Source organism: Streptomyces abyssalis (genome assembly GCF_001751365.1).
Lineage (GTDB): Bacteria > Actinomycetota > Actinomycetes > Streptomycetales > Streptomycetaceae > Streptomyces > Streptomyces abyssalis.
On the sequence record NZ_LJGT01000041.1, the window covers coordinates 583,077 to 599,452 of the forward strand.

Below are 16,376 nucleotides of genomic sequence, written 5' to 3' on the forward strand. Positions count from 1 at the left end.
AACCGTTCGCGGTTGCCGCGGTCGCCGTCGTGGCTGTCGTTGCCGTCGCCATCGCCGCTTCCGCCGCCGCGCTCGCCGCTTCCGCCCGCGCCGGGCCCGCGGCCTGTCCCGCTCTCCTCACCGGCCAATGCGATCAGTGCTCCGGGGCGCGGCGGTAGTGGTAGGCGTGGTGATCGGCGAAGCCCATCCCGTCGTACAGCGCACGGGCGGCGTCGTTGTCGCGCTCGACCTGGAGGTACGCGGCCGAGGCGCCCTCCGCGAGGGCTGCCCGCGCCAACTCCGCCATCACCGCGGTGGCCAGCCCCTGCCGGCGGTGTCCCGGTGCGACCTCCACCGCGGCGAAGCCCGCCCACCGCCCGTCGATCACGCACCGTCCGATCGCTGCCGCGCCCGCCTCCGGTGCGCCCCCTCCGGGTGCGACCTCGCCGGGTGCGCCCGCGTCGCCGGGCACCGTCGCGAACCATACGGACGGCCCGCCCGTCAGCACCCTCGTTGCGGAGTGCGGCATTTCGGCGGCCCGCCGGTAGAGCGAGAACCAGTCCGCACCGGGTGCGCGGCCGAGCAGCACGCGGCCGTCCGGTTCGCGGTCGGCCAGCGGGGCCAGGGCCGCGATCCGCAGCAGCGCGTACCGTTCACCGCTCCATCCGCGCTCCTCCAGCTCGGCCGCGAGGAGTTCGTCGGTGTGCTCACCGCCCGTGGTGACCTGCACGCGAGGCACCAGCCCGCGCTCCTCGTACCACCGGCCGGCCAGCGTCAGCGCCTCAGCCCGCGGCAGTCCGGGATCGCCCAGCGGCAGTACGGAGTTGGCGCGCGCGGTGAAGCCCTCGCGACGGCTCCCCGCGCCCCGTTCGAAGCGACCCTCACCGGCCGGCCCGGGCTCCGCGCTCGCCCTGAGCGTCCAGCCACCCAGGCGTTCCGTCTCCACGGCGGGCCATCCCCGCGACGCCACCTCGACGAGTTCCCGTACGCTCGCAGACGGGATGCCGCGCCGCCGGGCGGGTGTGCCGGGGACGACCTTCGCGGCCACCAGCGCCGATTCGTCGAGCGTCACGCGCTGCCCTCCGCGGCGGGTGATGTGCAGCACACCGTGGTCCCAGGATGTGAGAACGCCGACTGTGTCGGTGAAGGTGGCGTGCCGTCCCCCGGCCCCGGTAAGGGACCGTACAGAAACACGTTTCCCCACGTCAGACGCGGTAATTCGGACTTCGAGGCGTCCGCCCGTGGTGAATTCCACTGCTCTACCCGCCCCTCCTGTTCGTATCGGTACCGGGAACGGAGATACTAGGACGGGCATCGACGACGCCGCGCTCCCGCGCGCCCAGCGGCGGACCCCCCGACACGGGTCCGCCGGCCCAATTGAGGAGGAACGACAGCGTGACCTACGTCATCGCGGAGCCTTGTGTCGACCTTAAGGACAAGGCCTGCATCGAGGAGTGCCCCGTCGACTGCATCTACGAGGGCCAGCGGTCCTTGTACATCCACCCGGACGAATGCGTCGACTGCGGTGCCTGCGAGCCGGTCTGCCCGGTCGAGGCCATCTTCTACGAGGACGACACTCCCGAGGAGTGGAAGGACTACTACAAGGCGAACGTCGAGTTCTTCGACGAGCTCGGTTCGCCCGGCGGAGCCAGCAAGCTCGGGCTGATCGAGCGGGACCACCCGGTCATCGCCGCGCTCCCTCCGCAGAGCCACGACGAGTGACACCGCCGCGGTACGGGTGGTCCCCCTCCGCGGTCAGTGGTCCCGCACAGCCCGGCCGGTTGCTCCGGCGGGTGTGCGGGACCGCGTGTTTCAGAGCAGAAAGCGAGTCATCCCGTGGCCCCTTCCGCCGGGTCCTCCGTCTCCGCGCGGCTCCCTGAGTTCCCCTGGGACAGGCTGGAGCCGTACAAGGCCGCTGCCGCGGCGCACGACGGCGGCATCGTCGACCTCTCCGTCGGCACCCCCGTCGACCCCGTCCCGGATCTGATCCGGCAGGCCCTCACCGACGCCGGCAACAGCCCCGGCTACCCCACGGTGTGGGGCACGGCCGAGCTGCGTGATGCCGTCACCGGCTGGTGCGGACGCCGCCTGGGAGCGTCCGGCATGACGCACAGGAACGTGCTGCCGGTCGTCGGCTCCAAGGAGTTCGTCGCATGGCTGCCCACCCAGCTCGGTCTGGGGCCGGGGGACCGCGTGGCGTATCCGCGGCTGGCGTACCCGACGTACGAGGTGGGCGCACGCCTCGCCCGCGCGGAGCCCGTCGTCTACGACGACCCGACAGCTCTCGACCCGGAGGGTCTGCGTCTGCTGTGGCTCAACTCCCCGTCCAATCCGACGGGCCGGGTCCTGGACGCCGGGCAGCTGACCCGTACGGTCGCGTGGGCGCGCGAGCACGGGGTGCTGCTGGTCAGCGACGAGTGCTACCTGGAACTCGGCTGGGACACGGATCCGGTCTCGGTGCTGCATCCCGACGTCTGCGGCGGCACGTACGAGGGTGTCGTCGCCGTCCACTCGCTCTCCAAGCGCTCCAACCTCGCGGGCTACCGCGCGGCGTTCGTCGCCGGTGACCCGGCGGTGCTCGGGGAGTTGCTGCACATCCGGAAGCACGGCGGGATGATGGTCCCCGCTCCGGTGCAGGCCGCGACCGTGGCGGCGCTCGGTGACGACACGCACGTCGCGCAGCAGCGCAAGCGTTACGCCGCCCGGCGCGCCGCCCTGCGCACGGCCCTCGAAGGCCGGGGCTTCCGCATCGAGCACAGCGAGGCGTCGCTCTACCTCTGGGCGACGCGGGACGAGCCGTGCTGGGACACGGTCGGCGACCTTTCCAAACTCGGAGTGCTCGTCGCGCCGGGCGACTTCTACGGCACCGCGGGGGAGCGTTTCGTACGGGTCGCCTTCACGGCGACGGACGAGCGCGTCTCGGCGGCCGTGCGGCGGCTGGAGAGCTGAGGCGTCCCGCCGGAGAGGAAGCAGGAGAACGCGGCAGGAGAACGCGGCAGGAGAAACGGGGACGGCGAGCGCGGAAGGAAAGCGCGGAAGGTCGCGGAGAGAACTCTCCGCGACCTTCCGCATGCGGTGCGCTGTGCGCGAAGCCGGTGTCAGAGGCCCGCGATCGAGGCGGTGCCAAGGCCCTTCGGCAGAACCTGCCCGTCCAGCAGACCGCCCTTGACCGGAACGGTCTTCTCAAGGGTGCTGGGCTGAGTGGTCTTCCCCGTCACCTGCTTGGCAGGGAGCTGCTTGGTCGGCAGGTTCTCGGCCTTCGGAGCCTGCTTCTGCAGACCCTCGGCGGCACCGGTGGTGGTTTCGCCCGCGAACTGCCTGGTCTCCGGTGCGACCCGGTCGGTGTCGTTGCCGACGGCCGTGACGCCGGAGCGGGCTGCTCCGGAGGTGTTGTCGAGCGGGGTGCTGCTGCTCATCGGGGTGAGAGCCTGAACGCCCTCCGTGGCGGTGCCGCGGACGGTCTGGCCGGCGGCCTGGTCCAGCTTGCTCAGCCCGCCCACATCAGCGGTCGAAGGCAGTTCGGCGGCACTCGCCGCACCGGCCGCACCTACGACGGAGGCGGCGCCAGCGGCTGTCAGCAGCACGGTCTTGGCGATCCGGCGCGTGAGAGGGAGGGACATGTTGCTCCTTTGACGGAGAGATCTACTGCTACGGAAAACGTGATGCAAACCCGGCCGGGCAATCGCCGGGCCGGGCGCTGTGCCTATCGCCTCGGGGAGCCGGAAAGTTGCGGGCCGCCGGAGTAAAGGATTGGCAATGCGTCGCGTCGTACGTTGTGCCGAACAAGCCTTCCGTGCCTGCTCTTCACGGCTGCCGAAACGTCAAACCCCTGCAATGACGGGGGGTTTGCGTGGCTCGCGCGGGACTGCGGAGACACGGCCCGCCTCTGGGCGGCGTCCACTCCGGTGCGGCGAATTCCCCCGAATGTGAGGCCCGCCCCAGGGTTGGCGAGCCGCGCGCCGTGCACGCCGCGCGAACTGGCCCTGTCCGCGGGCTTGTCGGGGAGACGGCCCAGGAATCACGGAAGTGAGGCGAGCGGAGCCGCAGCTCCGGTGCTACTTACCTTTCGACAGCCGTACGCTGACGGCCTGTTCGCCACCCGCCCCGCTTCCGGAGTCCTCGCGGGGGCGCCAGCCCTCCTCCGAACTGGACGCGTCCCAGATGCGGTTGCGGTAGGTGATCTGCTCGATGTGCAGCTCCGAGGCGTTCGCCACCGCCCAGTGCGCCAGCTCCCAGCCGCGCTGGCCGCGCCGCACCGGGATGCGTACCTGGGACGACTCGTCGCCGGCCGCCGCGCGCGACACCTCGTCCGACGCCCGGAGGGCCGCCTTCCCGTCCTCGGCCCCGGGCTGCCGCGGCCGCTCGGGAGACCCGTCCAGGCCGGCCTTACCGGTGGACGGCGCGGGTGTCCCGGCCTCCTGTCCGGGCAGCACGCCGTTGCCGAACTCCCGTACCAGGCGCTGCCGTAGCTGCGTGGCGCTGCCCGCCTTGCCGTCGCCCCCGGCCGGTCCGGTGGTGCAGTTGAACGCGGCCGCGCGCCGGCCCGTGAGAGCGGCGGTCAGCAGCGACGCGTGCGTTTCGTGCTTCGCGTACGCCTGCGGGTAGCCGCTGCGCTGTACGCGCTGCGCGGCCACCGTCAGCGGCAGCCGGGAGTAGCCGGGGATCTGCACGAGATGGTCGTAGAACTTCCCCGTGGAATACACAGGATCCTGGATCTGGCGCACGCTTCCCCAGCCCTGCGAGGGACGCTGCTGGAACAGGCCGAGCGAATCCCGGTCCCCGTGTTCGATGTTGCGAAGCGCGGACTCCTGCATGGCCGTGGCCAGCGCTATCGTCACCGCCCGCTCCGGAAGTCCGCGCTGGGACGCCACCGCTGTGATCGTGGCGGCGTTCGCGGCCTGTTCGGGCTTGATCTCGTAGTCCTGCGGCTTCTCGCCTGTGGCTCTGACGGTGCACCGCGCGGGTCCCGTGCTGCTTGTGACGTACTGCGTCGCCACGTAGCCGGCTATGACCAGCAGAACCGTGCACGCCGCCGCGGTGCGAAGGACTCGCGCGCGGGACTTCTGGGGAGAGGATTCCGAGGGGGACACGGGCACAAAGGTAGCCGGTTTGCCAAGTCCCCCCGCCCGTAGGCTGGGTTCATGCTGAAAAACGGACTCGACCTGCACCAGGACGCCGCCCTGCTGACGGCTCAGCTCGTGGACACGCCCTCGGAGAGCGGGGACGAGCGGCCTCTGGCCGACGCGGTCGAGACCGCCCTGAGTGCGCTGCCGCACCTGACCGTGGACCGCCACGGCAACAACGTCGTCGCCCGCACCGGTCTCGGCCGGTCCGAACGCGTCGTCCTCGCCGGGCACATCGACACGGTCCCCATCGCGGACAACGTGCCCTCACGCCTCGACGAGGACGGCGTGCTGTGGGGCTGCGGCACGAGCGACATGAAGGCGGGCGTGGCGGTGCAGCTGCGCATCGCCGCCACCGTGCCCGAGCCCAACCGGGATCTGACCTTCGTCTTCTACGACAACGAGGAGGTCGACGCGCATCTCAACGGCCTCGGTCACGTCGCCGAAGCACACCCCGACTGGCTCGCCGGTGACTTCGCGGTGCTGCTCGAGCCCTCCAGCGGCCAGGTCGAGGGCGGCTGCCAGGGCACCCTGCGCGTGCGGCTGCGTACCTCCGGCGTACGTTCCCACTCCGCGCGGAGCTGGAAGGGCGACAACGCGATCCATGCGGCCGCGCCGATCCTCGCCCGGCTCGCCTCGTACGAACCGCGGCGCAAGGTGATCGACGGGCTGGAGTACCGGGAGGGACTCAACGCCGTCCGCATCGAGGGCGGGGTCGCCGGGAACGTGATCCCCGACGCCTGCTCCGTCACCGTCAACTACCGATACGCCCCCGACATCGGCGAGGACCAGGCCCTGGCACACGTACGGGAGGTGTTCGCGGGGTGCGGCGAGTGGGATCTGACGGTGGACGACAGCTCGCCCGGGGCCCTGCCGGGGCTCTCGCACCCCGCGGCGAAGGCGTTCACGGACGCCGTCGGCGGAGAGCCGATGCCCAAGTTCGGATGGACGGACGTCTCCCGTTTCAGCGCGCTCGGCGTCCCGGCCGTGAACTACGGCCCCGGCGACCCGAACCTGGCGCACAAGCGCGACGAGCACGTGGACACGGCGAAGATCCTCCACTGTGAGGAACGCCTCCGTGCCTGGCTGACGTCCTGAACGCAGGGACGTCCTGAGTCCGCTCCACGGCCCGGCCCCGCCCCACGGCCTGAACCCGCCGTACACCTGGCCGCCCGCGGGGGTGCGGCTGTCTGTCACGTCTGTACGGGCTCTCCGTGCGTACGCTGAACCGGAATGACCGCAGTCGGAGGGAGCGTGGGATGACCAGCCCGGAGCGAGAGCGAGCACGGAAGCCGCGCGAGCAGCGTCTCGGCCCGGTGGTGCGCCGGCGCAAGCAGATGCAGGCCGAGACGACCGACCAGCGGCTGCTGGACACCACCGGACCTTCGGACTGGGTGCACCAGGACCCCTGGCGGGTCATGCGCATCCAGTCGGAGTTCGTGGAGGGCTTCGGCGCCCTCGCGGAACTCGGCCCCGCCATCAGCGTCTTCGGCTCGGCCCGTACGCCCGTCGACTCGCCGGAGTACGAGGCGGGTGTGCGCATCGGGCGCGCGCTGACGGAGGCCGGCTTCGGAGTGATCACCGGTGGCGGACCGGGGGCGATGGAGGCCGCCAACAAGGGGGCGCTGGAGGCGGGCGGCACGTCGGTCGGGCTCGGCATCGAGCTGCCCTTCGAGCAGGGGCTCAATCAATATGTCGACATCGGTGTCAATTTCCGCTATTTCTTCGTGCGCAAGACGATGTTCGTGAAGTACGCACAGGGCTTCGTCGTGCTGCCGGGCGGCCTCGGCACGATGGACGAGCTGTTCGAGGCGATGACTCTCGTGCAGACCAGGAAGGTCACGCGCTTCCCCATCGTCCTCTTCGGCAGTTCCTACTGGCAGGGCCTCGTCGACTGGCTGCACGGCTCGGTCGTCGCACAGGGCAAGGCGTCCGCGCGCGACATCGAGCTCTTCCACGTCACGGACGACATCGAGGAGGCCGTCGCGGTGGTCACGAAGGAAGCCGGCTGACGGCGCGGGTACGGCGCCGCCGGCACGGGCGCGAAGGGCCCGCTCAGGCGAGCCCGCGCCGCGCCACGGCGGGCGGCCGGTGCCCCGCGATCGACGCGACCATCTCCAGCACCTGCTTCGTCTCGGCGACCTCGTGGACGCGGTAGACGCGCGCACCGAGCCAGGCCGAGACCGCGGTGGTGGCGAGCGTGCCGGTCAGCCGCTCCTGCACCGGCCTGTCCAGGGTCTCGCCGACGAAGTCCTTGTTGGACAGCGATACGAGCACCGGCCAGCCGGTCCGGGTCATCTCCTCCAGGCGGCGGGTGGCTTCGAGTGAGTGCCGGGTCGACTTGCCGAAGTCGTGCCCCGGGTCGATGAGGATGGCGTCCCTGCGCACGCCCAGACCGGCCGCGCGTTCGGCCAGGCCGAGCGTCACGCGCAGGATGTCGGCCACCACACCGCCCTCGTCCGGGTAGCTCACCCGATGCGGGCGCGTGCGCGGCTCGGCGCCGCCCGCGTGTGTGCACACCAGGCCCGCGCCGTGGCGGGCGGCGACCTCGGCCAGGGCGGGATCGACCCCGCCCCAGGCGTCGTTGATCAGATCCGCGCCCGCGGCGCAGACGGCCTCTCCGACCTCGTGGCGCCATGTGTCCACGCTGATCACGATGTCCGGGTGGCGCCTGCGTACCTCTTCGACGAAGCCGGCGGTACGCCGCACCTCCTCTTCGGCCGTCACCTCGTCCCCGGGGCCGGCCTTCACGCCACCGATGTCGATGACCGCCGCGCCCTCGGCCACGGCCTTCTCCACCCGCTCCAGGGCGGGCTCGTCGCGGAAGGTGGCGCCGCGGTCGTAGAACGAGTCCGGCGTCCGGTTCACGATGGCCATGATCACCATCTCGTGCGGCCCGAACTCCCGCTTCCCCAGGCGCAGCATCGCCATCCTCTCGCTCGGCCCTCTCACTCGGCACAAGGGGCGGCACGGGCCGATTCCCCCGGAGGCGACCTTAACGGGCTGTGGAGAGCGCATCCCTTCGAGGCCTGCCGGTTGTGTCAGTGCGGCGTGGCACGATCAGGGAGCATAGGAAGCCTCAGTCATCCGGACGGACATCGGGGAGTTGGCCGTGTTCTGGTTCCTGCTGATCTCGCTCGCCGTGGTGGTCGCCGCGGTGACGCTCGCCGTGGTGGGCAGCACCGGGGAGGGGCGGGGCGGCACCGCCACCGGCGGGCTCGCGGACGCGCCGCCCGACCAGCTCGACGAACCCCTGCCGGCCGGCCGTCCGGTCAGCCGCGTCGACGTGGACGGGCTCCGGCTGCCGGTCACGGCGCGTGGATACCGGATGCAGCAGGTCGACGACGTACTGGACCGGCTCGGTGCCGAGCTGGCCGAGCGTGACGCCCGTATCGCGGAGCTGGAGTCGGCGCTGGCCGGTGCCCAGGCGGCGGCGATGGGGCGGGGCGAGCCGGGCGGGTACGGCGGACCGGGCGCTCCGCGGTCCGGAGAGCTCGGCGAGTACGGGCCGGGGCCGCTCGCGCAGGATTCCCCGGAGCGCGGCGATGGGCGTTGAGGGCGGTGCGCAGCCGGGTCCCGACGGGGCGCTGCGCTGCCCGTGGGGCCTGTCCGCCGAGGACTATGTCGCGTATCACGACAAGGAGTGGGGCCGCCCCGTCCACGGCGACGACGCCCTGTACGAGCGGCTGTGCCTGGAAGCGTTCCAGTCCGGGCTCTCCTGGCTGACGATCCTCCGCCGCCGCGAGGGCTTCCGCGCCGCCTTCGCGGGCTTCCGCATCGCAGAGGTGGCCGCCTTCACGGAGGAGGACGAGGCGCGGCTGCTCGGCGACACGGGGATCATCCGCAACAGGGCGAAGATCCAGGCGGCCGTCGCCAACGCGAAGGTCGCCGCCTCGCTCGGGGAGGGCGGCCTGGATTCGCTGGTCTGGTCGTTCGCCCCCGATCCGGAGGGCCGCCCCGCGCCCCGTACGCACACCGAGATCCCCGCGGTGACCGACGAGTCGAAGGCGCTCGCGAAAGACCTCAAGAAGAAGGGCTTCCGCTTCGTCGGGCCCACGACGGCGTATGCGCTGATGCAGGCCTGCGGCCTGGTGAACGATCACCTGGCGGACTGCTGGGCGCGCGGTGAGATGCGTGCGGGGGCCGGCTGACCGGCGGAGGAGACCCGGGGCCGGGCCGGCCCCGGGCGTCAGCGGCCCCTGAAGCGGGGCTTCTCCTTCTTCACGAACGCCTCGACGGCGGCCTGGTGATCCTCCGACGCGCCTGCGCGGATCTGGAGTTCGGCCTCCTTCCGCAGCGTCTCGGCCAGCGAGTGGCCGGCGCCGTAGGCCAGCGACTCCTTGATCGCCGCATAGGCGCGCGTGGGTCCCTGGGCGAGTTCGCGTGCCACGGCGGTGGCCTGCTCGGCGAGTTCGTCGTCCGGCACGACCCGGTGTGCGAGACCCAGCTCCAGTGCCTCGCCTGAGCGCACGCTCCGCGGGAAGAGCAGCAGGTCGGAGGCGCGGGCGGGGCCGATCAGCCGCGGCAGCGTCCAGGAGATCCCGGAGTCCGCGGTCAGCGCGATCCCGGCGAAGGAGGTGTTGAAGGCGGCCGACTCTGCGAGTACACGGTGATCGGCTGCGAAGGCGAACCCGGCGCCCGCGCCGGCGGCGACCCCGTTCACGGCTGCCACGACCGGTTTCGGCATGCCCGCGATGGCGAGCGTGATGGGGTTGTAGTGCTCTTCGACGGTGCTGAGGGCGCTGCCTCCGCCCTCCTGCAGCGCACCGATGTGTTCCTTGAGGTCCTGGCCGACGCAGAAGGCGCGCCCGTTTCCGGTGAGCAGCACTGCCCGTACGGCCTCGTCCTCGGCGGCGGCGCGGAGGGTGTCGCGCAGAGCCGACTTCAGCTCGGTGTTGAGGGCGTTCATCGCATCGGGGCGGTTGAGGGTGACCGTCGCAAGACCCTCGGTCACGTCATAGAGCACGGTGTCCGACATGGGCCAAGCATGGCCCAGAACACCGGGGCCCCGACAGGGCGTCCCGCCGCGCTCCCACGGGTGGGGGGTGCGCACCGGAGCGGCCGGGGAGGGGCTCAGCCAATTCACGGGCGGGGTGAAGCGGAGCAGTATCGCAGCTTCGTCGACGGATTGAGTGGTTTTGTGCGAGAGCGAGTCACAAGTGATGCGACCTCTTGTTGGTCATCGGGTCCTGCCATGCGGGATAATGGCCGGGAAGCAATGTGTTCGATGCCGGTGACACGCGCGTTGTCGGCTGCGATCAGCTGGTTTCAGGAAGGGGAACGAGCATGGCGGCCATGAAGCCGCGGACGGGTGACGGCCCGCTCGAGGTGACCAAGGAGGGGCGGGGCATCGTCATGCGCGTTCCGCTCGAAGGCGGTGGGCGACTCGTCGTCGAGCTGACCCCGGATGAGGCGACTGCGCTCGGTGAGGAGCTGAAGAAGGTCTGCGGCTGACGCCCGGCAGCGGGGCCGCCCCGCCCGCGGCGGACCGAGCGAGTCATCGGTGGGTTTCCACGGCCCCGGAGCACATCGTGCTCCGGGGCGGATGTGTCTGGCAGCGGCACACGGGAAGCGGCGCACCGGCTCGCCCGCCCGGCTCGTGCTTCACTGAGCGCGCTTGACCGCGCAGAGCAGACCGTCCCCCACCGGCAGCAGCGACGGCACGAGCGCGGTGCTCTCCCGTACGGCGCCCAGGAGTTCGCGGAGCTTGCGCACCTCGGCGGGCTGTGCGGCGGAGTCGACCGTACGGCCGCCTGCGAAGACCCCTTCGAAGCAGACGAGACCGCCGGGCCGCAGCAGGCGCAGCGCCTCGGCGAAGTAGTCGAGGCACTCGGCCCGGTCCCCGTCGCAGAAGACCAAGTCGTAGCCACCGTCGGCAAGGCGCGGCAGCACGTCCAGGGCGGAGCCCGGAATGAACCGCGCGCGGTTGCCGGTGAAGCCGGCGGCACGGAAAGCCTGCCGCGCGGTCTGCTGCTGCTCGGGGTCGGTGTCCACCGTCGTCAGTACGCCGTCGGGCCGCATCCCGGCCAGCAGGTGGATGCCGGAGACGCCGGTGCCGGTGCCGATCTCGGCTACGGCCTTGGCGCCGGCGGTCGCGGCCAGCAGACGGAGCGTGGCACCGGTGGCGGCCGACACCGCGCGCACGCCGGCCTGCTGAGCCCGCTGCCGGGCCCAGCGCAGCGCCGCGTTCTCGGCGTCGTCGACGAGCTCGGCGCCGTAGGCATCGGCGAATGCCCAGCTCGACTGCGGATTGCCGGTAATGGCCCTCTCCTGTCCCCGTCCTCCACGCCACGGTGACTGTATCCGTTGCCCCGGGAACCCGCTGATGGGACCGAGCGTTGTACCGGGGTGGAAGGTGCAGGGGGTGCCGTGCAATTGCGATCGACGACTGTGCAGCGGGAAAAGCAGCAGGACCGGGAGCCGGTCAAAAGTGCTTATCCGGAGCTAACGGGCGAGGTGGTTAGGGTTGGTGTTCCACTGGACACCACCAGAGCCGACAGGGGAGGTGCGGCTGCTGTCCGGGACCGTGGAATGCTAAGGCGTTTTCGCAGGTCGGCGGACGAGCCGAAATCCGTGACTGACACCGCTGACCAGGTCCGCCCTGCCGAATCCGCGACCACGGCGACTTTCGACACCGATGCGGAGAGCCAGGCGTGGACCCCTCCCTCCTGGGAGGAGATCGTCAGCACGCACAGTGCACGGGTCTACCGCCTCGCATACCGCCTCACCGGCAACCAGCACGACGCCGAGGACCTCACGCAGGAGGTCTTCGTCCGCGTCTTCCGCTCCCTGTCGACGTACACGCCGGGCACGTTCGAGGGCTGGCTGCACCGCATCACCACGAACCTCTTCCTGGACACGGTGCGCCGCAAGCAGCGCATCCGGTTCGACGCCCTCGCCGACGACGCCGCCGAGCGTCTCCCCAGCCGTGAGCCCACGCCGCAGCAGCACTTCAACGACACCCACTTCGACGCGGACGTGCAGCAGGCGCTGGACACCCTCGCACCGGAGTTCCGCGCCGCCGTCGTGCTCTGCGACATCGAGGGACTGTCGTACGAAGAGATCGCCGCCACGCTCGGCGTGAAGCTGGGCACCGTGCGCAGCCGTATCCACCGCGGCCGCTCGCAGCTGCGCAAGGCGCTCCAGCACCGCTCTCCCGAGGCCCGCGCCGAGCAGCAGCGCGCGCTGACAGCCGCGGCCCCGGCCGCCGGGGGCGGGGAGGTCGGTGCCGCGTGAGTGGCACGGGCATGCGTGGCACAGTGCCGCAGCCGGAGAGAGAGCTCACTCAGACCGAGCAGCATCTCGGCGACCGTCTCGCGGCGCTCATCGACGGGGAGCTGGGACATGACGCACGCGAGCGCGTGCTGGCGCACCTCGCGACCTGCCGGAGCTGCAAGACGGAGGCGGACGCGCAGCGCCGGGTGAAGAACGTCTTCGCGGACACCGCACCCCCGCCCCCTTCGGACGGACTGCTGGCGCGGCTTCAGGGCCTGCCTGCCGCCGGCCCGGCCGACGGGCCGTTCGACGGCACGCCCTCCGGCGGCGACGGTGCCCGGCTTCCGGGCAGCGGTTCCCGCGGGGCGCTGTCCGACCCGTCGCAGCCCATGGCGAATGCGGAGTCCGGCGGCTCTGTATGGGCGTTCGACCAGCTGCGCGGAGGCCGCGGCGGAAGCGCGCTCTCGCCTGGCCGCGGATTCCGGATACACGAAATGGAGCGGCTCTCCGCGCGGGGCCGCCGCTTCGCTTTCGCCGCGGCGGGCGCAGTCTCGCTGGCGGCGCTCGCCCTGGCAGGCGGCGTGGGCACTGCCGGCACGGCCGGGAGCGGGTCCTCCGCCGCGAAGGGCGACGCCGGCGCTGCCTCTGCCAGCTCCGTCCGTACGGCCAACGCGACCGGCGGCAGCGACAGGGACCGACGTCGCCGTGACGCGAGCGCCATGCGCACCGAAGTGAGCGGCACGGTCCTCAGCGCGAGCACGACGGCCGGTGACAGCAGCGGCGCGGCGCTCAAGGCGGGCCACGGCTCGGGCCTGCACCGCGGTGCTCCCTGGGCGGCTCCCACGGCACCTCCGGCGGAGGGCGAGCGGGCCGGCACCTCCCACCCGCTGCTGCGTGAGGCCTTCCTCTCGTCCCTGGCGCTTCCCACGCCGCCTTCGGCCGCGACCGGCGCATACGGCTTCGGGGCCGAGTCGTATGCCGGGCTTCCCGCGGACGCGTTCCCTGGCGGCGCCATCCGGAAGAGCGCGCCCTCGCCCTCCGCGGTGACCACGGCGGCTCCGCCCCGGCGCTGAGCCTGAGGGGCCCCGAGGGGCGTCGCGTGACGCTGCTCGCACCGCAGCGGCTGAATTGCCGCCGGGCGAGCGGGAATTGCCGGTGATCGGGGCACGACGGCACCAACAGGACCGTTCGTACGGATGCCGAGGTGGGCTCCCACCGTGGCCCGCACTCCGGGTACCGTGAGAGCGGGCCGTGGCACTGCCCGCGAACGATGAGGATGAGGGAGCTGCAAGGTGTTCTTCGACATAGGACCCCTAGAGCTGGTCGCGCTCGTCATCCTTGCTGTTCTCGTCTTCGGGCCGGAGAAGCTGCCCAAGGTGATCCAGGACGTGTCCGGATTCATCCGCAAGGTGCGTCAGTTCTCCGAGAACGCCAAGGACGACATCCGCTCCGAGCTGGGGCCGGAGTTCAAGGACTTCGAGTTCGAGGATCTGAACCCGAAGAACTTCGCCCGCAAGCACCTGCTCGACGGCGACGAGCTGGGCGTCAAGGAGATCCGCAACAGCTTCGACTTCCGTGACGACATGGCGGAGGTCACCGACGCGGTCAACGGCACCAAGAGCGTCGGCGCACGCGGCAGCGGCGGCAGCGGCAGCCGTACGAGCCTGAGCAAGGGCGGGGCGGCCACCGGCCTGGACACGTCCGATCCGCTCAGCAAGGAGAGCCCCCGGAAGCGCCCGAAGGACGAGCCACCGCCCTTCGACGCGGACGCGACCTGAATCTTTCGGGTCACATACCGCGGCACATCGCGCATCGCCCGCATCATCTGCCTCACGCGGGTCACCTGAGAGGCGCATCTCACGTCCCTGATGAAGGGCCGTTTTTTGGTCATGCCCGAAACGGCGGACCCGGGTGGCTATCCTCCCTGTGTCCGGGGTTCGCCGTCCGAGGGGGGCAGGCTGCCCGTGGCACAGGGCATTGAGGAGGCGTCGCACAGATGGAGACGACGAGTCGGGTGGCTGGTGAACCCGGGCCCGCCGCACCGGAAGAGACCGGTGCCGAGCGGGCTGTGGACGGGTTCCTGACGGCTTCCTTCCCGTGGTACGGCCTCGATGAGGCGTTCACCGGACCACGCTGGCTGATGCAGGTAGGTACGACGGCGGACGGCACCGTCGAGCACGGTTCGACGGGGCACGGCGAAGTGCCCTCACTCAAGGTCGAGGCCAATCCGGCCAACCAGCGCTTCGCGGTCGCCGTCACGGTCGCGAGCCGGCCGGTACGGCGCAGCGCGGACGGCACCGGGGTGCTGGAGGCGACATCCGTGTCGACCGCGGCATGGCTCGCCGGCTCGGGGCTGTTGTCGTGCACGTGGCCGCAGGAGATGGAGCGCGGACTCCGGCAGGACTGGCTCGACCAGCAGACGGTCGTGGCCTGGGAGCTCGCCGACGACCTGGGCGGTGCCGGATGGTCCACGCTGACCCTGCCCGTGGACGGAGTCCCCACCGACTTCCACTACCGCGAGTCCGAGTACGGGTGGGTGCTCGCCGGAGCGGCACAGGAAGGCGTGCACATCGGAGCGTACGGGCGCGGCATGAGCGCGTACGGGCTGGGTTTCGCCGTCGTCAAGGACATCACCAGCTACCAGCAGTGACCCGCGCCCAAGGCGTGTGAGGCAAATCACGAGGGGCGTCCCCCACATCGGGGACGCCCCTCGTGCGCGTACGCAACCCTTGCCGGCCTTGAGGGCCTTGCCGGGCCCGCGGCTTCCGCTGGGCGGCCGCCGTCAGAACTTGTTGGTCGGCGTGAGCCCCAGCGACATGCCCGACAGACCGCGCTGACGTGCGCCGATCTTGCCGGCGATGTCGCGCAGAGCCGCGCCCGCCGGCGAGTCCGGGTCGCTGAGCACGACGGGCTTGCCCTCGTCGCCGCCCTCACGCAGCCGCAGGTCGATCGGGATGCCGCCCAGCACCGGCACCTCGGTGCCGGTCGTCTTCGTCAGTCCCTCGGCAACCCGCTGCCCGCCGCCGGTGCCGAAGACGTCGACCATCTCGTCGCAGTGCGGGCAGGGCATGCCCGACATGTTCTCGATGACGCCGACGACCTTCTGGTGCGTCTGCACGGCGATGGAGCCCGCGCGCTCCGCGACCTCCGCGGCCGCCTGCTGCGGGGTGGTGACGACCAGGATCTCCGCGTTGGGCACGAGCTGGGCGACCGAGATCGCGATGTCGCCGGTGCCGGGCGGCAGGTCGAGCAGCAGCACGTCCAGGTCGCCCCAGTAGACGTCCGCGAGGAACTGCTGGAGGGCGCGGTGGAGCATCGGACCGCGCCACACCACGGGGGAGTTGCCGGGCGTGAACATGCCGATCGAGATGACCTTCACGCCATGAGCCGAGGGCGGCATGATCATGTCCTCGACCTGTGTCGGCCGGCCGTCGGTGCCCAGCATCCGCGGTACGGAGTGTCCGTAGATGTCGGCGTCGACCACGCCCACCTTCTGGCCCTCGGCCGCCAGCGACGCGGCCAGGTTGACCGTCACCGAGGACTTGCCGACTCCGCCCTTGCCGGAGGCCACGCAGTAGACGCGGGTCAGCGAGCTGGGCTGGGCGAAGGGGACTTCACGTTCGGCTTTGCCGCCGCGCAGCGACGAGGCGAGCTCGCGGCGCTGTTCGTCACTCATCACGTCGAGTTCGACGGAGACGCGGGTGACGCCCGCGACGCCCTGGACGGCCTCGGTCACGTTCGCGGTGATCGTCTCGCGTAGGGGACAGCCGGAAACCGTCAGATAGATCCCGACGTCGACGGCGCCGTCGGGTGCGATACCGATGGACTTCACCATGCCGAGGTCGGTGATCGGCCGGTGGATCTCCGGGTCGTCCACCGTCGCCAGCGCGGCACGTACTGCGTCCTCGGTGGGAGGGGTCGCAGAGGGATCCCCCTCCCGTACGGACTCTGGGGGAGTGTCGGTAGCCATGCGGAAATGGTACGGCCGCCCGGCGGAGCCCCCGAAGCCCCGGGGTGCGGGGAACCGGCGGAGACAACCGGCGGAACCGAGGTCATGGA

Annotated in this window: 18 protein-coding genes; 11 read left to right on the forward strand and 7 right to left on the reverse strand. The window is 71.4% G+C overall.

Going from position 1 to position 16,376, the window contains the following annotated elements; translation table 11 throughout:
- Positions 1 to 133: 133 nt before the first annotated feature.
- Complete coding sequence (locus AN215_RS23445) at positions 134 to 1,234, reverse strand: GNAT family N-acetyltransferase (protein WP_079123345.1); 1,101 nt, start codon at positions 1,232 to 1,234, stop codon at positions 134 to 136.
- Positions 1,235 to 1,374: 140 nt separating this feature from the next.
- Between AN215_RS23445 and fdxA the strand changes: the two genes are divergently transcribed.
- Together fdxA and dapC are read left to right on the forward strand one after the other, a co-directional pair.
- Positions 1,375 to 1,701: a ferredoxin gene (fdxA, locus tag AN215_RS23450; protein WP_027764481.1), complete on the forward strand. Its 327-nt coding sequence runs from the start codon at positions 1,375 to 1,377 to the stop codon at positions 1,699 to 1,701.
- Between the two features lie 114 nt (positions 1,702 to 1,815).
- Positions 1,816 to 2,928 (forward strand): succinyldiaminopimelate transaminase, encoded by a 1,113-nt coding sequence (gene dapC, locus AN215_RS23455; protein ID WP_070011116.1) that lies wholly within the window; start codon positions 1,816 to 1,818, stop codon positions 2,926 to 2,928.
- Positions 2,929 to 3,077: 149 nt separating this feature from the next.
- Here the strand turns inward: dapC and AN215_RS30530 are convergent, their stop codons facing one another.
- Together AN215_RS30530 and AN215_RS23465 are read right to left on the reverse strand one after the other, a co-directional pair.
- A complete protein-coding gene (locus AN215_RS30530; RefSeq protein ID WP_245694667.1) occupies positions 3,078 to 3,599 on the reverse strand; it encodes an ATP-binding protein in 522 nt (173 codons plus the stop codon).
- A gap of 435 nt (positions 3,600 to 4,034) precedes the next feature.
- Positions 4,035 to 5,069 (reverse strand): VldE C-terminal domain-containing protein, encoded by a 1,035-nt coding sequence (locus AN215_RS23465; protein ID WP_070011115.1) that lies wholly within the window; start codon positions 5,067 to 5,069, stop codon positions 4,035 to 4,037.
- Between the two features lie 51 nt (positions 5,070 to 5,120).
- Here AN215_RS23465 and dapE point away from each other — a divergent pair, with 51 nt between their 5' ends.
- On the forward strand, positions 5,121 to 6,200 hold the full coding sequence (dapE, locus tag AN215_RS23470; protein ID WP_070011114.1) for a succinyl-diaminopimelate desuccinylase: 1,080 nt from the start codon (positions 5,121 to 5,123) through the stop codon (positions 6,198 to 6,200).
- A gap of 161 nt (positions 6,201 to 6,361) precedes the next feature.
- Positions 6,362 to 7,114 carry an LOG family protein gene (locus AN215_RS23475; RefSeq protein WP_070011113.1) on the forward strand — a complete coding sequence of 251 codons (753 nt, stop codon included), beginning with the start codon at positions 6,362 to 6,364 and terminating at the stop codon, positions 7,112 to 7,114.
- Between the two features lie 43 nt (positions 7,115 to 7,157).
- On the opposite strand, the gene folP is transcribed toward AN215_RS23475, so the two are convergent.
- Positions 7,158 to 8,027: a dihydropteroate synthase gene (gene folP / locus AN215_RS23480; protein WP_070011112.1), complete on the reverse strand. Its 870-nt coding sequence runs from the start codon at positions 8,025 to 8,027 to the stop codon at positions 7,158 to 7,160.
- A gap of 187 nt (positions 8,028 to 8,214) precedes the next feature.
- Between folP and AN215_RS23485 the strand changes: the two genes are divergently transcribed.
- Both AN215_RS23485 and AN215_RS23490 read left to right on the forward strand, forming a co-directional pair.
- Positions 8,215 to 8,658, forward strand: coding sequence for a cell division protein DivIVA (locus tag AN215_RS23485; protein WP_070011111.1), 444 nt, complete (start codon positions 8,215 to 8,217; stop codon positions 8,656 to 8,658).
- The gene (locus AN215_RS23490; RefSeq protein WP_070011110.1) at positions 8,648 to 9,253 is read left to right on the forward strand and encodes a DNA-3-methyladenine glycosylase I; all 606 of its coding nucleotides are present in this window, start codon (positions 8,648 to 8,650) and stop codon (positions 9,251 to 9,253) included. The genes AN215_RS23485 and AN215_RS23490 overlap by 11 nt, the downstream gene beginning before the upstream one ends.
- A gap of 38 nt (positions 9,254 to 9,291) precedes the next feature.
- On the opposite strand, the gene AN215_RS23495 is transcribed toward AN215_RS23490, so the two are convergent.
- A complete protein-coding gene (locus AN215_RS23495; RefSeq protein WP_070011109.1) occupies positions 9,292 to 10,080 on the reverse strand; it encodes an enoyl-CoA hydratase-related protein in 789 nt (262 codons plus the stop codon).
- Positions 10,081 to 10,388: 308 nt separating this feature from the next.
- On the opposite strand from AN215_RS23495, the gene AN215_RS23500 reads away from it, so the two are divergent.
- The gene (locus tag AN215_RS23500) at positions 10,389 to 10,556 is read left to right on the forward strand and encodes a DUF3117 domain-containing protein (RefSeq protein ID WP_016469583.1); all 168 of its coding nucleotides are present in this window, start codon (positions 10,389 to 10,391) and stop codon (positions 10,554 to 10,556) included.
- Positions 10,557 to 10,706: 150 nt separating this feature from the next.
- Here AN215_RS23500 and AN215_RS23505 read toward each other — a convergent pair whose 3' ends face one another.
- Positions 10,707 to 11,363 (reverse strand): O-methyltransferase, encoded by a 657-nt coding sequence (locus tag AN215_RS23505; RefSeq protein ID WP_070011427.1) that lies wholly within the window; start codon positions 11,361 to 11,363, stop codon positions 10,707 to 10,709.
- A gap of 270 nt (positions 11,364 to 11,633) precedes the next feature.
- On the opposite strand from AN215_RS23505, the gene sigE reads away from it, so the two are divergent.
- The 4 genes from sigE to AN215_RS23525 all read left to right on the forward strand — a co-directional run bounded on the left by sigE (position 11,634) and on the right by AN215_RS23525 (position 14,967).
- Positions 11,634 to 12,338, forward strand: coding sequence for an RNA polymerase sigma factor SigE (gene sigE / locus AN215_RS23510; protein WP_070011108.1), 705 nt, complete (start codon positions 11,634 to 11,636; stop codon positions 12,336 to 12,338).
- Between the two features lie 11 nt (positions 12,339 to 12,349).
- A complete protein-coding gene (locus AN215_RS23515; protein WP_070011107.1) occupies positions 12,350 to 13,390 on the forward strand; it encodes an anti-sigma factor family protein in 1,041 nt (346 codons plus the stop codon).
- A 219-nt stretch (positions 13,391 to 13,609) separates the two neighbouring features.
- Positions 13,610 to 14,095 carry a sec-independent translocase gene (locus tag AN215_RS23520; RefSeq protein WP_070011106.1) on the forward strand — a complete coding sequence of 162 codons (486 nt, stop codon included), beginning with the start codon at positions 13,610 to 13,612 and terminating at the stop codon, positions 14,093 to 14,095.
- Positions 14,096 to 14,313: 218 nt separating this feature from the next.
- Positions 14,314 to 14,967 (forward strand): hypothetical protein, encoded by a 654-nt coding sequence (locus AN215_RS23525; protein WP_070011105.1) that lies wholly within the window; start codon positions 14,314 to 14,316, stop codon positions 14,965 to 14,967.
- 132 nt (positions 14,968 to 15,099) lie between these two features.
- Here AN215_RS23525 and AN215_RS23530 read toward each other — a convergent pair whose 3' ends face one another.
- Positions 15,100 to 16,287, reverse strand: a complete 1,188-nt coding sequence (locus tag AN215_RS23530) for an Mrp/NBP35 family ATP-binding protein (protein WP_079123346.1) — start codon at positions 16,285 to 16,287, stop codon at positions 15,100 to 15,102.
- Positions 16,288 to 16,376 lie beyond the last annotated feature (89 nt).